The sequence below is a fragment of the Streptomyces sp. NPDC001492 genome, assembly GCF_053597275.1.
In genome coordinates, this window is record NZ_JBSFHW010000026.1 from 20,094 (window position 1) to 36,532 (window position 16,439).

11 protein-coding genes and 1 pseudogene are annotated in these 16,439 nt (G+C 70.0%); 8 read left to right on the top strand and 4 right to left on the bottom strand.

Features of this window, described 5'->3' with window-relative positions:
* Nucleotides 1-173: 173 nt before the first annotated feature.
* On the bottom strand, nt 174-1,589 hold the full coding sequence (locus ACWC1K_RS29670; RefSeq protein ID WP_450835846.1) for a DEAD/DEAH box helicase: 1,416 nt from the start codon (nt 1,587-1,589) through the stop codon (nt 174-176).
* A 503-nt stretch (nt 1,590-2,092) separates the two neighbouring features.
* Nucleotides 2,093-3,529 (bottom strand): alpha/beta fold hydrolase, encoded by a 1,437-nt coding sequence (locus ACWC1K_RS29675; RefSeq protein WP_450835848.1) that lies wholly within the window; start codon nt 3,527-3,529, stop codon nt 2,093-2,095.
* Between the two features lie 854 nt (nt 3,530-4,383).
* Here ACWC1K_RS29675 and ACWC1K_RS29680 point away from each other — a divergent pair.
* The 3 genes from ACWC1K_RS29680 (at nt 4,384) to ACWC1K_RS29690 (ending at nt 8,829) form a co-directional block, all read left to right on the top strand.
* Complete coding sequence (locus ACWC1K_RS29680) at nt 4,384-4,821, top strand: effector-associated constant component EACC1 (protein WP_450835850.1); 438 nt, start codon at nt 4,384-4,386, stop codon at nt 4,819-4,821.
* Nucleotides 4,818-7,793 (top strand): caspase, EACC1-associated type, encoded by a 2,976-nt coding sequence (locus tag ACWC1K_RS29685; protein ID WP_450835852.1) that lies wholly within the window; start codon nt 4,818-4,820, stop codon nt 7,791-7,793. Before ACWC1K_RS29680 ends, ACWC1K_RS29685 begins: the two co-directional genes overlap by 4 nt.
* 349 nt (nt 7,794-8,142) lie before the next feature.
* A complete protein-coding gene (locus ACWC1K_RS29690) occupies nt 8,143-8,829 on the top strand; it encodes a hypothetical protein (RefSeq protein ID WP_450835854.1) in 687 nt (228 codons plus the stop codon).
* Between the two features lie 319 nt (nt 8,830-9,148).
* Here ACWC1K_RS29690 and ACWC1K_RS29695 read toward each other — a convergent pair whose 3' ends face one another.
* Together ACWC1K_RS29695 and ACWC1K_RS29700 are read right to left on the bottom strand one after the other, a co-directional pair.
* Nucleotides 9,149-9,400 carry a hypothetical protein gene (locus ACWC1K_RS29695; protein ID WP_450835856.1) on the bottom strand — a complete coding sequence of 84 codons (252 nt, stop codon included), beginning with the start codon at nt 9,398-9,400 and terminating at the stop codon, nt 9,149-9,151.
* Nucleotides 9,401-9,455: 55 nt separating this feature from the next.
* Nucleotides 9,456-10,970: a hypothetical protein gene (locus tag ACWC1K_RS29700; RefSeq protein WP_450835858.1), complete on the bottom strand. Its 1,515-nt coding sequence runs from the start codon at nt 10,968-10,970 to the stop codon at nt 9,456-9,458.
* Nucleotides 10,971-11,169: 199 nt separating this feature from the next.
* Here ACWC1K_RS29700 and ACWC1K_RS29705 point away from each other — a divergent pair.
* From ACWC1K_RS29705 to ACWC1K_RS29725, 5 genes and pseudogenes are all read left to right on the top strand, one after another.
* Nucleotides 11,170-11,283 (top strand): annotated as a pseudogene (locus ACWC1K_RS29705) (IS5/IS1182 family transposase); the annotation flags it as partial.
* Nucleotides 11,284-11,551: 268 nt separating this feature from the next.
* A complete protein-coding gene (locus ACWC1K_RS29710; RefSeq protein ID WP_450835859.1) occupies nt 11,552-11,848 on the top strand; it encodes a hypothetical protein in 297 nt (98 codons plus the stop codon).
* On the top strand, nt 11,845-13,725 hold the full coding sequence (locus tag ACWC1K_RS29715) for a M48 family metalloprotease (protein ID WP_450835860.1): 1,881 nt from the start codon (nt 11,845-11,847) through the stop codon (nt 13,723-13,725). The genes ACWC1K_RS29710 and ACWC1K_RS29715 overlap by 4 nt, the downstream gene beginning before the upstream one ends.
* A gap of 469 nt (nt 13,726-14,194) precedes the next feature.
* On the top strand, nt 14,195-15,493 hold the full coding sequence (locus ACWC1K_RS29720; protein ID WP_450835862.1) for a sugar ABC transporter substrate-binding protein: 1,299 nt from the start codon (nt 14,195-14,197) through the stop codon (nt 15,491-15,493).
* Between the two features lie 7 nt (nt 15,494-15,500).
* Nucleotides 15,501-16,436: a carbohydrate ABC transporter permease gene (locus ACWC1K_RS29725; protein ID WP_450835864.1), complete on the top strand. Its 936-nt coding sequence runs from the start codon at nt 15,501-15,503 to the stop codon at nt 16,434-16,436.
* The last annotated feature ends 3 nt before the right edge of the window (nt 16,437-16,439 follow it).

Sequence of the window (16,439 nt, forward strand, 5' to 3'; positions counted from 1 at the left end):
GTCGCTGTCCAGCTCCAGAGGGGAGCGAGGCGCCGGCAACATCATCCTGCTCCGTTCCGGCGGGCATCCCTCTCGCGCCAAAGGCCTTGACTTTGTAGGTGAGGCACACAGGACGGCTTCGGGCCAGGCTGAGGGTTGTCGATCCCGTGGCCAGGCTGCCAGGGCAACGGCTCTCAGCCGTTGCGACGCACGAGGGCGGCCCTGCGGGCCTCGGCGAGCTTGCGGGCCTCGCCCGCCTTTCGGGACTTGCCGCCGGCGCCGCGGGAGGTGCCCTTGCTGGTGCCGAGGCCGCGGAAGGGCGCGTTGGTGTTCTTGGGTCGGGGGACGGCGGGCCCGCCGTCGAGCGGGATCCCGGAGGGAGTCTTGGCGCCGGTGATCCGGCTCAGCTCCGCCTCGCCCGAGCGCACCTTGGTGACGGTCGGCTCGATGCCGGCCTCGGCCATCATGCGGCTCGTCTCACGGCGCTGGCCCGCCAGCACGAGCGTGACCACGCTGCCGGACTCACCGGCGCGGGCGGTGCGCCCCGCCCGGTGCACATAGTCCTTGGCATCGGTGGGCGGGTCGACGTTGACCACGAGATCGAGGTCGTCGACGTGCAGGCCACGGGCCGCGACATTGGTCGCCACCAAAACGGTGATCTGGCTGTTCTTGAACTGCGCCAGGGTCCGTGTGCGCTGTGGCTGAGACTTGCCGCTGTGCAGGGCCCCGGCGTGCACCCCGCTGGCCCGCAGATGCCGGGTGAGCTGGTCGACGGCGTGCTTCGTGTCGAGGAACAGCAGTACGCGGCCGTCGCGGGCGGCGATTTCCGTGATGACGGCGTAGCGGTCAGGGCCGTGGACGACCAGAACGTGGTGCTCCATCGTCGTGACTGTGCCCGCGGCCGGGTCGACCGAGTGGACGATGGGGTCGTGGAGGTAGCGGCGGACCAGTTGATCGACGTCGCGATCGAGAGTGGCCGAGAAAAGCATCCGTTGACCGTCGGGGTGCACCTGGTCGAGTACGTCGGCAACCTGCGGCAGGAATCCCAGATCGCACATCTGGTCGGCCTCGTCCAGCACGGTGATTTTCACCCGTCCCAGGCGGCAGGCGTTGCGATCGATCAGGTCGTGCAGGCGTCCGGGGGTGGCGACGACCACCTCGGCTCCCTGGCGCAGCGCGGCGACCTGCCGGCCGATCGACGTTCCGCCGACGACCGTGGCGATCCGCAGCCGCAGTGCCTCGGCGTACGGCGCCAGCGCCTGGGTGACCTGCTGGGCCAGCTCCCGGGTAGGCACCAGGATCAGCGCAAGGGGCTGCTTCGGTTCCGCGCGCCGCCCGGCCGTCCGTGCGAGCAGTGGCAGGCCGAAAGCGAGCGTCTTGCCTGATCCGGTGCGCCCGCGTCCCAGGATGTCGCGCCCCTCCAGGGCATCGGGCAGGGTGGCGGCCTGGATCGGAAAGGGTTCGCGCACCCCGAGTTCGCTCAGTGTCCGCAGCATCTCCGTCGGCAGTTCCAGACCGGCGAAGGTGACGGCCGGGAGCAGCGCCGGGGGCGTTGCCCCAGGATGGGCGGGACTGCCGAGAGCGATGCCGGAGTCATGGGGATGCTTCATGAACAGCCTTCCGCAGGGGAACTTACCGAGGAAGGCCCGGCAGGTTTGAACAGCTCACGCACAAGCCGAACGGAACAGACAGAATCGCCCACCGCGACGACCACGCAAACGTGTGACACTAACACACGGCATAGCCTCGCGCCCCTCCGCACGGCGTCCGGATTGCTGACCTGCACCCGCAGCAGGGGTCTGCTGCCCCGCCCGGCGCCCCGCTCGCAAGGCTCGATGCGTGGCTCGACAGCTCGCCCGTGGGGTGGGGTTGCTGGGTGCAGGGCTCATCGCGGCCCCGAGATACCGATGGAGATGAGCCTTTGGCACACGTGCCAGGCTTCGCGTGGCGCATCACTGCACCGCCACGGCGTGATGTGGTCACCAGATTCACGCTGTCGGGGAAGCCGCCGGACTCGTGCGTCGAGGCCGTCACGAACGCATCGCGGCGTCGACGGAGGGCTGCGGCTCGCCCGGAAGGGGCGGTGCCACAGCCCTGACGGCCCCGGGTCGCTCTACGGGCTGGCGCTGGCCACGCCGCTTTCGTCGACGGTGAACTTTCCGTTCGCGGCGCCGTTGAAGGTGCCGTTCCTGATCCACTCGATCAGGGCCGCCTTGACCGTGGCATGGGGGCCGGCCCACGGTTCGCCGGGGCGCCCGCCGTAGGGCGTTCCGGACTGCGGTGTGCAGCGTGGGCCGGCGCAGCCCTCCATCTGCATCTGGTGGCTGGCGCACTGGACCTGCACGAGGACCTTGTTCGTCATCGACGCCGGGAGCGCGTTGAAGATGGCGGGCGCGTTGGCCGGCGGCGCGGTGTCGTCCTCGAGACCGTGGAGGACCAGTGTGGGCGGGGTCAGCTGCCCCGCGACGGCGGTGTTCCAGCCGTAGCTGGAGAACGTCGGCGAGCGGTCGAGGCCTGTCGGGTGGCCGGGGTCGTCCCCTCCCCAGTTCCGCCCCTCGGTGTCCTGCTCCATGATCTGCTTCCAGAACTGATCCTGGCTGCCGGGGACAACACGCCCGGTGCACGCGGCCTCGCGATCCGGCGGCAGCACCGGTGCCGCCGGACGGCGGTTGAGCGTCAGCGGGAACGTGACGAAGCCCGTTGGGGGTGTCGTCTCCTCAGTCGGTCCGCCGAAGAGCGACGACATGAACACGGCACGGTTGACTTTCGCGATGACGTCGGCGCTTCCGGGCAACAGCGGGTTGGGGTTGGCTGCGTACAGCGTCCGCCCGACGCGCGGCCCGCCGAGCGAATAGCCGAGCAGGGTGACCTTGCCGTCCGCCGGCTGCGCGCGTGTGATGGCGTCATCGATCACCTGACGGATATCGCGTACCCAGACGTCCATGCGCGCAAAGCGGTAATTGCTCGAGTGCGCGCGCCTCTCCCCGCCCAGCGGATTGGTCAGGAGCAGGGTCCCCTGCTGGTCGAGGGTGAAGATCGGGTTGTGGGTGCGGTCGCACCCCTCGGGGTACGGACAGGTGCCGTCCGCGAGATAGGGCCTCAGGCTCGCGTTGCCGGGATCGTTCAGGCCGTCGTCGAAGCGCGTCGAGTGGCCGTAGCCGAGCAGGCTCGGGGCGAACGTGTCGATTCCCGCCCGCGCGAGTCCTTCCTGCACGCTGAGCGAGCCACCCTCCGGGGCGGGGAAGCGCAGGTCGAAGGCCGGCGAGGCGGTGACGGTACGGCCGTGGATCAGCACTGCGGCCCGGTTGGGCACGCCTGGACATTTGCCGTGCGCGTACACCGGCTGGACGCGATGCACCTGGATCTTCGCCGGGCGCCCGTCGAACCGCGGGTCCGGCATGAGCCCGGGCGGCACCCTGAACCTCAGCCAGTGATCGCCCGTGGAGACACCGGTCGGCACTTCGTCGCACTGCCGGGCCGACGGCGTGGTGGCAACAGCCAAAGATGGTGTGCTGGAGCAGAAACTCAGGATCAGGCAGACGCTCAGCAAGAGCCATCTCGTCCGGGCGCCGGACGTTCGGTGTCCCCCGGTCCACGCCCGCCGCCCGCGCCCCGCCGAGCGCGCCAGTACGCCCGTTATCCGCAGGATTCCGTGGTGTCGTCGAGTCATGTGCGCTGCTGTCATGCCCAAACCTCCTGCCGCTGGACGCGGGGTGAAGCCGACGCTCATCAGTCTGCCCAGCAGGCACGTTGAGAGCGCCCCGCGCACGGGCGCACCGGTGGCACAGCAGCGCGCTCGGCGGCCGCGTTCTCACTCTCGCCCCGGGCGGTGGCCCACCGCCCATGTCCCTGCGCGGGCGTACGACTTGAAGGCCGGAAGTTCCTTGCGCCACGAAGCTCCCAGCTACCCCGCACGGTGACACGGCCCCTCAACCACCCGGGCATACATGACAGTTGCCTGCGCAGGCTCACCACCCACCCGTCGTCCTGCTTGTGACCGGCGTCGTCGACGACGGCAGCCGACACCCAGGTGCGGCGGCAGGTTGCACAGCGGTTCGCGGCCCGCGTGCGGGACCTCCGGCGACATGGACAAGTCTCGGGCACAGGCCGATGACGGCGTCGGACACAGGGTGATCGTCAAGCGGATCCGCGCCAGGGAGAACACTCCCGCCGGATCTTCACCGCTCCAGGGCGATCCACAGGACGTGGGGCATCGCCGTAAGCGTGGGCCACAACATCGAGCAGACGGCCGTTGCAGCCCTGCGATCCCAGCACGCGCCCTGGAACCGCTGCGTCGGTCAACGGCCTGGCTGCCGGACATCAAGCAGGGTGGATGTCTTCGACAAATGGCCGCCGCGGCACCGGATGGAGCGCCACACTGTGAGTACGCAACGGGGGGTGCTCATGAATGCGATGGACCCGACGAGCAGAGCGAGTGAACGCACCGGTCGGGAGGCCGAGTTGGCCGTCGGGCTGCGCATCCTCCCGGAGAACGGCGGCGACCTGGAGACGGTGGAGCGGCTGATCCGCGGCCTGCGCCGGGAGCTGGGAGAACTCCACAGCGTCCGCGTGGGCCATGCACCCTCCGGCCCACCCCCGCCCGGCGCGAAGGGCGACGCCGTCACCATCGGGGCGATCGTCGTGGCCCTCAGTGCGTCCGGCGGGGTGCTCACGGCGCTGGTGGACACCCTGCGCGACTGGCTGGGGCGGCGCGCCGTGCGCGATCGCATCGTGGTCAGCATCGGTGACGACAGCCTGGAGCTGGAACACGCCACCGACGCCGAACGGGCTGCCCTCGTCCAGGAGTTCGTCCGTCGCCACAGCGGGTCCGACCCGTCATGAGTCGGCGTCTCGCGCTGCTGGTCGCCACGTACGAGCACGACGATCCGGGGCTCAGCCGCCTGACCGCGCCCGCCCACGACGCCGAGGCGCTCGCCGAGGTCCTGCGTGACCCCGCCGTCGCCGGCTTCGACGTCACCCTCCTCGTCAACGAGCCGCACTACCGGGTCGGCGAGGCGGTCGGTGATCTCTTCGACGGCCGGCGCAGCGACGACCTCGTCCTGCTGTATTTCACCGGCCACGGCCTCAAGGACGAGGACGGCCGGTTGTATCTGGCGATGCGCAACACCCGTCGCGGCAGCCTGCTGTTCACCTCCCTGCCCGCCGAGCAGGTCGACCAGGCCATGACCGGCAGTGACTCACGGCGCCAGGTCCTGATCCTCGACTGCTGTTACAGCGGCGCATTCCCAGCGGGACGCATCGCCAAGTCCGACCCGCAGGTACATGCGCTCGAACGCTTCCAAGGCCGGGGCCGTACGGTTCTGACCGCCTCCGACGCCATGCAGTACTCCTACGAGGGCGACCGGCTCAGCGGATCCGCCGTGCAGTCGGTCTTCACCCGCCATCTGGTCACCGGCCTGCGCGAGGGCACCGCCGACCTGGACGGCGACGGCGACATCACCGTCGACGAGCTGTACCGCTATGTCCACGACCGCGTGGTCGATGAGATGCCGCAGCAACGGCCCAAGCGGCAGGACGACGTCGAGGGCCGCATCGTCATCGCCCGCAACGTGCACTGGACCCTCCCGGCCCACCTCCGCAACGCCCTGGACAGCCCCGTCCCCGACGACCGCCTGTCCGCCCTGGACGGCCTGGCTTATCTGCGCCGCGTCGGCAACGAGACGGTGCGGGCGAAGGTGGAGGAGCAGATCGAACGGCTGGCCGGAGACGACAGCCGGAAGGTGTCGGCGGCGGCGGAGTTGCTGGGGCGGGGGCCCCTGGTCACCGAGGAGGACGTCGAGGCGCCTCTGGTGAGCGCGCCACAGAGACCTGAGGAAGACGTACCCAGACCGGAATCCGGCTCCGAACAGCCCTCTGTCGCCGACCTGTTGAGGCAACGGACTCTGGCCGGTGCCCATGCCGCACAGCAGAGGGTCAGAAGAGGTGCATACGCCTTCGGCCTGCAGGGCATCGCCGGTGTGCTGGCCGCACTCGCGTCGGCGCTGATGATGTGGGGGCTGCTCCGCGAGGGCGGAAGGTACACCCTGTTCGGCACTTGGGAGTTGGGCAGAGTAGGCGTGTACGTCGTCGGCACGTCCGCGGTCGCTCTGGTCGCGGCGATTCTCCTGGTCGTGCCGAAGTTCCGGGGACCCGCCGGAGCGGGCGTGCTGCTGGGAAGCGCGGCTGCGTCCGTATGGGGTCTCGTGTATTTCACCGCGGACGCGACATCCGACTACGTGTTCAAGGACGCCGCCCGCCTCGAACTCGCGGGTCACGCGGGGCTCTTGACCGCCGGGGTCGTCGCCGCGCTCGGTCCCGTTCGTGCCCGGGAAATCGCCGTCGATCTTCGTCCGCCGCAGGCTGTCTGGAGCTGGGTGGTGCTCGGCACGGCGTGCGGGGTCGTCCTCGTCGGCGTACTGGCGCCCGCACTACTGCTGCACCAGATCGCCGGACTGCGACAGGTGAATCCGCACCCGGACCTCGCTCACTGGTTCCACGCCTTCTTCGCCACCGGCGTGACGGCGGCCGTCATCCCTCTCTGCGCAGCGGTACTCGCACCGCGCCGGTTCGGTCACGCCCTGCTGCTCGGCTGGGCCGCGGTGACGCTCGCGGTGACAGCGGCCACGTACGCGTCGTTTCTCGGGCTCGGAGAACCGCTGGGCTACGTCGTGCTCGCCGGGGCCACACCGACGGTGCTGGCCGCCCTCGCGACGGTCCTGGCACGCTGGGGCCGGACGATCGAGGGACCGCCGCAGCGGCCCCGGTGGCGGATGCTGGTGGCGGCCCTCGTCCTCCTCCCCGCCCTGGCCGTTGGCGGTGGGATCCTCGCGGGCCGCACGGCGGACCGCACCGCGGTGACCCCGCTGGACGTCACCTACGGCAAGGACGGCAAGACCCTGTACGTCACCACCGAGCGGTACTGGGCGGCTGTCGCAGACAGCGATGACCCGCCAGGATCGATCAGCGTCCTCGACGCGGCGAGCGGCCGGACGATCCTGGGCCCTGTCAGGCTCGACGCGGCCGCCCCGGACGTGGCGTCGAGCGACGACGGCCGCTATCTGTACCTGGCGCAGCCCAAGACCCGCACTGTCACGGTGTTCGCCGCACAAGAGATGGAACAGGTCGGCTCGCCCCTGCGCCTGGACGGCAAACCGTTCTGGATCGAGGTCACCTCGGACCACCGCGCCTGGATCTTCTGCAGCGATCCCGACGAAGCCACGTGGATCGACACCCGCACCACCAAGGTCGCCGAACGCCGCATTCCCCTGGGCAAGGACTGGACCGGCGCCACGGTCAGCCCCGACGGCCGACGCCTCTACGTGGCGCGGGGCACGTCGATCTCGGTGATCGACCCGGACACGGGCAAGGCGGTCCGCACACCCATCGAGCTCAGTGGCAAACCCGTTGCCCTCACTCCGGACCCGGTCGATGCCACACGCGTCTACGCGGTCGTGGAGACCGGCGACCCCGGACAGGACGACCGACGCGCACTCGTCGTGGCTCTGGACACGAAGAGCGGCATCGTGCAGGGCATGACCAGTGTCCCGGACGCCTTCCAGCACAGGATGGTCGTGAGCCCGGACGGTCGGCGGCTGTACGTCATGCACAACCTCTTCGACGACGGCAGTGTCTCCGTCGTGGACACCAGGACGATGAGGGCGCTAGCGAAGCCGGTCGGCGTGGACGAGCCGCCGATGTCCATCGCGATCTCCCCCGACGGCGACCGCGTGTGGCTTGCCCTGTTCAGGGACATCGCATCCTTCCGGGCCGCCGCACCGCACTCCGTCTCGCACTTCGCCGTGAAAACTCCGTGAGCAGGCCCGGGGGCCCTCCGACCGCCCGGACCCCACTCGCCAGCACCTCCTACAGCTCCCCACGTCGGATGCAGAGTCGGTGGACCCCAACGCGAGGTAGCCGGTGTCGGTGACGTCCTCGCCCAGCAGCACCACAGGATCAGTGTGACGCGCAGTGATAGTTGGCCACTCGCGATGATGGCTGGCCAGTGCGGGGCGCCTTCGCCATGAGCCCCTGAAGGGAATCCACTTGATGCCACCGGGGTCGGTGGCGCACTGTTCAAGTGACGTTGAACGGGGGGCGCGAAAGGGAGTCGATTGCGCATCTCGGTGGCGGGTTGACGCGGAACATTTCGGTGGTGGGGGTGTTGTGGCCGGGCGAATACTGAGGCGGGCGCGCCTGCTGGGCCTGGCCGCGTTGTTCCTGGTGGGCTTCACGATCGTGTACCTGGGCCTTGAGGGTGGCGGTGGCATCCTGCTGCACGTCACGCAGAACATCTGGCTGGCGCTGCTCGTCTATCCCGGGCTCTATCTCCTGGCGTTCCTTCTCCTCGGGCTGATGATGCCGGACATGGAGGAGCTTGAGGGCTGGTCCAGGGGCTGGGGCGTCCTGGCGGTGATCGTGGTGCCCATCGCTGCTGTGGTCGTGACGTACCAGACCTACTCGGGCCTGGACCAGCGGGCGCTGCACGCCCGAGGCCGGCAGGAGCGGGCGACGGTGACCGACGTGTACTGGGTCGACCAGGGTGCCGATCCGCCATCTCACGTCGCACAGCTGGCTGACCCGTGGGGACAGCCCTTGCCGGGCACGGTGTCCGGGGACGGGCTGAAAGCCGGCCAGACCGTCACCGTCACTGTAGATCCCCGGGGGGAGATCCCGGTGCTGCTGGGCACTCCTTCGGCAGGCTCAGGGAACGTCCGGACCGCGGGCATCGCCGCGGGCGTCGAGATCCTGTTCCTCGCATGGGCGGCCTACCGGGGTTCCGCAGACCGGCTGGCCACGAAGACGACCGACAAGCCGAAGCCGACGCAGAGGCCCGACGACGTTCGGACATGACGCACCTGCGGCAACGGCCCCAAGGTTCCTCAGCTCCTGCCCGACCCTCTGCAGAGAGCAGCAGTCGGCACCATTAGACCCGTGCCAGGCGACGGCTCCACGCTCACGACGAACTCTGGGCCGCAGTGGCCAACCGTCTCTGAGCAGACTGGCCAACCGTCCCTGAACACGCCCTGCCCACCACCGGTCTTTTTGCTGTCCGTGGCCACCCATGGCTGGACGCCACATCAGCGAAGGACACCACCCCGCGCACACCTCTGGTGCGCAGGGCCGCGCGGCACGACCAGCCGGGTTTCTTCGGTTCCCGCCATCACGGAGGTCACGCCACCGACGGCCGACGGCACCGCCTGAGGCGTCCGCGTACAAGATTTTCCTCGCGCGCCTGGCTGTCGCTGTCCGCGTGCACGGGTGAAGACGGCTCGCTTGTGCGCGTTCCTCCGATGCTCGCCAGCCGCGCGCCGAGGTCGTCGTCGCGCTTGTCCTGCCCGAGCCGGCGGATGTGATTCTCGGCATCGGTGACCAGGTGGATACCGGTCACCACGCCCAGGTCGGTGAAGAGCTCGTGGTCCACCGAGGGCTTCCGTCCCTGACCCGCCGGGGCCCCCTCCGGACCTCCGGACGACGTGTCAGTTCCCCATGCGGGACCGTCGGGAGAGCGCCACGGACACACCACCGGTCAGCAACAGCGCACCGGCCGCCCAGACGATCCAGCCGCCGCCGAATCCGGTGTCGGCCAGCGGTCCGGACCCTGCGGAAGGACCGCCCGAAACGGAGCCGGACGCTCCGGCCGCGGAGCCGCCCCGCGCCAGCCGCAGGGTCAGCGCCGCGCTGTCGTTGGAGGCGTCGGGGTCGAGCCCCTTCATGACCTCCAGCGTGCGGACCTGACCCGTGGAGACGGCCGGGGTACGGGGGCCGATGGCGACGGTGAACGACAGGACGTGTCTGTCCCCCGGGGCGGGGTCGCCGAAGTCGCACTGGTAGGAGGACCGGCCCATCCGGGGGCCGGGGTCCGACCCGTCGTCCGTGGGCGGCGGCTGGCAGTTGTCCGGGATCTTCGTGGCCTTCGTGCCCGGCGGCAGCTTGACCAGGACCGGGAGCCAGGCCTCGTCGTCGAGGAGGTCCTGCACCACCGCCGGCCCCCGGTCGATCACCGTGGCGTGCAGCGTGGCGTGACCGCCGCGCCGCCCGGTGACGGTGTCCCCGGTGACGGCGAAGTCGGCGTGGTTGACGCTGTTGACGTAGGTGGTGAAGTACCGGTCGATGTTCCCGTCGGACGGCATCGCGCCCTTCGGGACCAGGGTCAGCGGGGTCCCGGGGCCGTTCGCCGGGGCGGCGCTGGTCAGCGGGGTGAATTCGTAGAAGATCTTGTCGCGCAGGGCCTCGTCGCCGACCTTGACGCGCAGCGGCGACGACAACGCGTACTGCCGGCCGGGCTCCACCGGGGTGGGGAAGTCGCACAGGGTCTCGCGCACGATGTGCCCGCCTCGGCCGTTCGCGGGCACATCGCGGCAGTTGGCCCAGGAGCCCTGAAGGTGCAGCCCGGCGGTGGTGTCGATCCGCAGCTCCACCCCCTTGGCCGCCGGGAGTTGGCCGTTGTTCCACACGTCCAGCGGAAAGGTCAGCATGTCGCCCGGCACCTGGTCCAACTGCTCGGCCGACGCGCTCACCTTCAGCTGCGTCTTGCCGTTGGTCAGGGTGAGGCGGTCGCCGGTGACGGTGGCGTCCGACGCCGTGCCGGAGACGGTCACGGTGCCGCTGCTGCCGACGGCCGCACCGGGCTTCGGCACCAGCCTGAAGGCGTGGAAGTCCGAGGTGGCGGACGCCAGGTCCAGCGTGCAGAGGTTGCCCTCGCAGTGCTCCGACGGCTCCGGCTCGGCGAAGTCGGCCACTCCGGACAGGTCGACGGTCAGGTGGACGTGGTGCGCCGTGCCCCCGCCGGCCACCTTCCACCGGTAGGACAGCGCCACGCTCGCCGGCTCCGTCCCGATGAAGAGCTCGTGCTGGGCGAACTGGACCGTCATCTTTCGTGCGGCGTCCGCCGTGTCGGCGCGGGCCGGACCCGTGCCGAACACCCCCGCCACCAGCGCCACCGCGCCCGCCGCCGTCGTCGCGACCGCGCGTACCCGTGATCGTCGTGCCATCCGACCGAACCCTTCCCGTGCGCCGGGAGGGCCCCGGCCGTGCTTCACAGGTGTGACCCGCCAGGTGCGGAAATGGTTGCGGTCAGCCGGGCTCAGGTGTCCGCGCTGCCGGGCACGATGTGACGTGGTCCAGGTCCACGTGGGTGTTCTGTGAGGCCGGCACTCAGGCGCCGCCGCGGGTGCCGAGTATCACCGAGGCGTCGACCTGCTGGCCTCACTCGCCCCGCCCCTGGCCGAGGCCTCGACGAAGGCGTATGTCCTGCTGGACGGCACCCTGCTGCCGATCGACCGGATCGCCACCGACCAGCCCTTCTCTTGAGTCGGCACGGAGCGCGGTGCCGGTGTTGCCACCGGCCCGTTTCTCCGTGCCGCTCGCCGAACCCGTCGTGCGGCTCTCACCGCAGCGGGCTCTCCACGGTCTCTGCCGTTCAAGCGTGGTTGAGTGTCCAGGGGTGGGGGATCGTGTTCCTCCGGTATCGGTAGCGGGTGACCGCGATCGAGACCATGGGGAACAGTTCAATCCCGTCCCCCGTCCGCCGAGAGCTTGTGCCACCGGCTATGGCGGTCAGTGAAGCGTTGACGTGTGCGGGCGGCTGCGCGCCCGGGGAATCGACCCTGCCACCGCCGAGGAACTCGTAGCCCAGCTGACCGCCCAACTAGTTGCCGCCGAGGACCGCGGGGGCGCCGCGGCCTTCCTCGACGCCCTGGTGGCGAACGAGCCGCCCGAACCGGCCGTACGCGGATCCCGACGCTCGCTCACCCCCGTGCGCCGTCTGACCGCTGCGGTCCTCGGTTTGCTGCGCCGCAGCACTGCGCCCGGAGCCGACCCGATGCAGGGAAGGCCTCCCGCGGCACGGGAGGAGACGGGCGGCGCATGAGCCCGGCGGACCCCGCTCGCCCGGCGCCACCGGCCTCCGGGCCCGGGAGCCGGTCCACACGGCTGTGGGGACCGCCGCCCTGGCTCTGGCTGACCCTGGGACTGTTCGGAGCGCAGGTCCCGTCGCTGGTCGCCTGGCTGGCCTGGACGGTGTCCTGGAGCAGAACCGAGCACGGCCGGAGTCCGGCCCTGCTGACGGTTCTGGCACTGACCCTCGTGCAACTGCTCCCTCTGGTCTTCCTGCTGGCGGGAGCGCTCTCCGTGGTCCCGCCCCAGCCACGCACCTGGTGGGTCGAGTGGCGCTACAAGCTGCGGCCTCGTGCCCACGAACCGGACAGCGCCCCGCACGTCTACGACCAGATGCGGCGCTTCCTCGCCGGCCATGCGCCGGGCACCGAACTGCGGGTCACCGTGCGCCGGGACCTGCTCGCCCGTGTCTATCCCGGTCGTTGGCGCACCACACGGGTCGGCGTCTTCAGCCCGCTGGTCAGCCTGTGGGAGAGAGACCGGCAGGCGGCCGAAGCGGTCCTGCTGCACGAGATCGGCCACATCCGGTACGGGGAGCAGCATGTCGCCGGACTCGGCAGCCCGTTCACCGGGCTGGTCAGGGCCTGGCCGTACGTCTTCGCGGTGTTCGGCCTGCTGCCCGTGGCGTTGCTCTTCGCCTCCGGGAACGCCACCGCGCCCCTGATGTCCGCTCAGATCGTCCTGGTGGTCCTCAGTGCGCCCAAGGTCCTGCTGATCGTGGTCAGCGCCCTGTGGTCGGCGGAACTGACCGCGGACCGGTACGCGGCCAGGACAGCCGCACAAACAGCGCAGCAGCGGGCACTGAACGCCCTCGCGCAATCCCCCCACGACGCTCTGGCCCGGCTCTACCACCCACCCGTCCGCATGCGGCTGTGGTTCACCGCCCGCACCGAACAGCCGGTGCCCCAACTCCTGCTGGTCCTCCTGTGGCCCGCGGCGGTACTCGCCGAGAACCTCCTGGACCTGTTCGGCGCCGCACTGGCCTACCGCCTGCTCGGCGACACGTCGGCCGCCGACGCCACCCGCAGGGCTGCCTCACTCGCCCAGGAGCAGCTCGCCTCGGGTCCCACGTGGTGGGCGATGCTGGGGACATTCGCCGCCTGGCCCCTACTCACCGGCGTCTGGGCACGGCTGTGGGGGTGGCGTGGGCGACCGCTGGGCACCTTCTCACCCGCCCTGTACGCGACCTCCGCCCTGCTCCCCGTGCTGATTCTGTCCCTCGGACTCCTCCCTGCCGGCCCGAAACCCGGCGCACCCTCCCAGGCCGACTCCCGCGTCCCGGATGCCACGGCCGCCCCGACGGCAGGCGGCAGTACGACCTGGGGAAGCATCCCGCCGACGCCCTGCCCCAGTCCCTCGAAGCCCGCGGCGCCCATCCGACCCCAGGGGCTCCCGTCCTTCGACACCCCACGGGTAGCGGATCCCGCGGGCTCCGCCTCAGCCGCCGACAACCGGATGCGCTCCTTCCGTACGCTCCGCGTCACCTCGACAGAACTGCTGTCCGGGTCACTCACGCAGGCTCAGGACATGGCAGACCGTCTCGCCCATGTCCGCTGGACGCTGAGCCCCGACGGGACGCTCACCGTCACGGGCGCCGACCTCCCCGAAATGCGCACCACCGTGGTGCACGACGGCACACGCCTTCTGCGCGGCGAGCGCACTCGGACCACGGACGTCAGCGCCACCACCACCTGGGTGGACGCGCGGCTGAACACACAGGCCGGCCGTACCGCACGACTCGACCTGATCCGCGCGGCGACCGGCGTCACGCACGCCGTGGTCGCGTGCCGGGAATTCGACTCCACCGTCACCACCGCCGCCCGACTGACCCTGCAACTCGAAGAGCGATGAGTAGACACCAGCTTGCGCCCTGACCCTGCAACCGCCGGAGCTGGACCGGGTGTTCGCGGATGACGACGTTCAAGGCAGCGGGGTCGTTCGTGTGGTGAGCAGTCGTCGCGGGCCGGTCATGACCCGCGACTCCGAGGACGTCGATCGGCGGGCTGCCCCTGGGCCGTCGGCCCTCCGTGACGCCTTCCGTCACCTGAACCGGCACATACCTCTTGATATGCGAAAAGTCCCCAGTCGACTCCACAGCGCAGCGTGACGAAGCGATTTCGCTACAAGTTCTGAAATTATCGAGGCCGGTTCCGGCCATGCGGCCGAAACACCCCCTTTCTACCGTCGCTGGCAGCCGGTGATCGCGCTCAGGTCGGGCGAGTCCCTCACATCCAGTGGGTCATCGGGTCCGTCGAAGTCAAAAACGCTACTTCCACCGGAAATGCCTAGACCCAGCACCTTCATGAGGCAGGAGCCAAGAGTGTCCAACATGTCCAGACGCAGCGCCCTACGGCTGACCAGCGGCATGGCCGTCCTCGGAACCCTCGCTCTGGCCGGCTGCGGGCGCGGCGACGACACCGCTGCGGCCGCCTCGGCCAAGCCCGTCGACAGCTCCCCGGCCACGGGCACCATCACGGTCTGGGCCCCGCAGGGCGATGCCGACGTGCTCGCGAAGGTCATCGAACCGTTCAAGGCCGCGAACCCGGACCTCGACGTGAAGTTCACGCTGATCCCGAACGCCGAGTACTACACCAAGCTCCAGTCGGCGATCGCCGCGGGCAAGGGACCCGACATGGCCCAGTTCTTCCCCGAGGCGCAGGCGCAGTTCCTCGCCGCCTCGATCCTCCGACCCGTTCCGGACGGCCTCGTCGAACCGAACAGCTTCTTCAAGAGCCTCTGGGAAGCCGGGGTCGTCAAGGACGTCGCCTACACCGTGCCCTGGTACGCGTACACCTACGCGCTCGTCTACCGCTCCGACCTCGCCGAGAAGGCGGGCGTGAAGGCGCCGACCACCTGGGATGCGACGGTCCCGTTCCTGAAGGCGCTCCAGGACGCGGGCGCCGCGCGCGGCCTCGGGGCCGACATCGGCTGGGACATCTTCAACGGCCAGGACGTCGCGATGTACGCCTGGCAGGCCGGCGGCTCGCTGCGCTCCGCCGGCGGCAAGTGGACACTCGACACTCCGGCGACGGTCGACGCGCTCAAGTTCAACGCGTCGTTCTTCACCTCCGGCACCGCCGACCCGAGCGGGCCCACGTTCCTCGACGCACAGCCGTACTTCGTCTCCGGCAAGACCGCCTGCATGATCACGGGCCCTTGGGTCGTCGGTCAGCTCGACACCGCCGCGAAGAAGACCGGCTGGACGACGTCCCACGTCGCCACCGCACCGCTGCCGGCCGGGTCGTCGGGCAGCACGTCCTTCGCCGGCGGAGGCACCTGGGGTGTGCTAGCGAGCAGCGGCAATGCGGACGCTTCGTGGAAGCTCATCCGGCACCTCGCCAAGCCGGGCACCCAGGTCGCGCAGTACAAGGCGTACAGCTCGCTTCCGGCCGTCGTGTCCGCCTGGGACGACCCGGCCATCGCCGACCAGCCGCTGCTGGACGCCTTTCTCACGCAGATGAAGAGCACCCGGGCCTTCCCGCAGGTGAGCACCTGGCAGCAGGTCGCGACCCGGCTGGGCAAGGAGATGGAGGGCGTGGCCAAGGGCACCCAGAGCGCCGAGAAGGCGGCCGCGAAGGTTCAGGCGTACGCCGAGAGCCTCGGCTCGGGCACGGAGTGACTCCCGGATGGCCACCGTGATCGCGGCGTCGCCGCACAAGAATCGGCGTTCCCGGCGCTCCCAGCGCTCGCGGGGTGCCCGTCGAACGGCTGTGGCATGGCTGTTCCTTGCACCGTTCACCCTCGTGTTCCTGCTGTACACGGCGGTTCCCGCCGTCGCCGCGCTCGGGTTCAGCCTGACCGACCTGCGAGGCATGGATCTGCGTCATCCGTTCGCCGTCGACTTCGTCGGGCTCGACAATTACCTCCGGCTGTTCCGGGACGACAGCTTCCTGCACGACCTCCTCAACACGGGCCTGTTCGTGGTCGTCGGAGTGCCGCTGACCATGGGGACCGGATTGGCGCTGGCGCTCGCGGTGAACTCCGGCATCCGGCGGCTGCGCGGCGTGTTCCGTACGGTCTTCTTCGCTCCGGTCGTCACGAACATCGTGGCGGTCGCGTTGATCTGGCAGTACGCCTTCACCGCGCACGGCACCGTCAACGAGGTGTTCGGCGCCGCCGGCTTTGCCGGACCCAACTGGCTGGACGACCCTGACCTGGCCATGCCCGTGGTCATCCTGCTCGGCATCTGGCGCAACTTCGGCACCGCGATGGTGTTGTTCCTCGCCGGACTGCAGGCGGTTCCGCGGGAGGTGTACGAGGCAGCCGCCCTCGACGGGGCCGGCCGGTGGCGGCAGCTGAGGCACATCACCCTGCCCCTGCTACTGCCCACCACCCTGGTGGTGACGGTGCTGCTGACCGTCTTCTACCTCCAGGTGTTCGACGAGCCGTACCTGCTCACGAACGGCGGCCCGCTGGGCTCGACCGAATCGGTGGCGCTGTACACCTACCACCAGTTCGGGGCCGGCGAGTTCGGGGTCTCCTCGGCCGCTTCCTTCGTGACGCTCCTGCTCATCGGCCTGGTGAGTGTCGTCCAGTTCCGACTGCTGAGGCCCCGCACATGACTG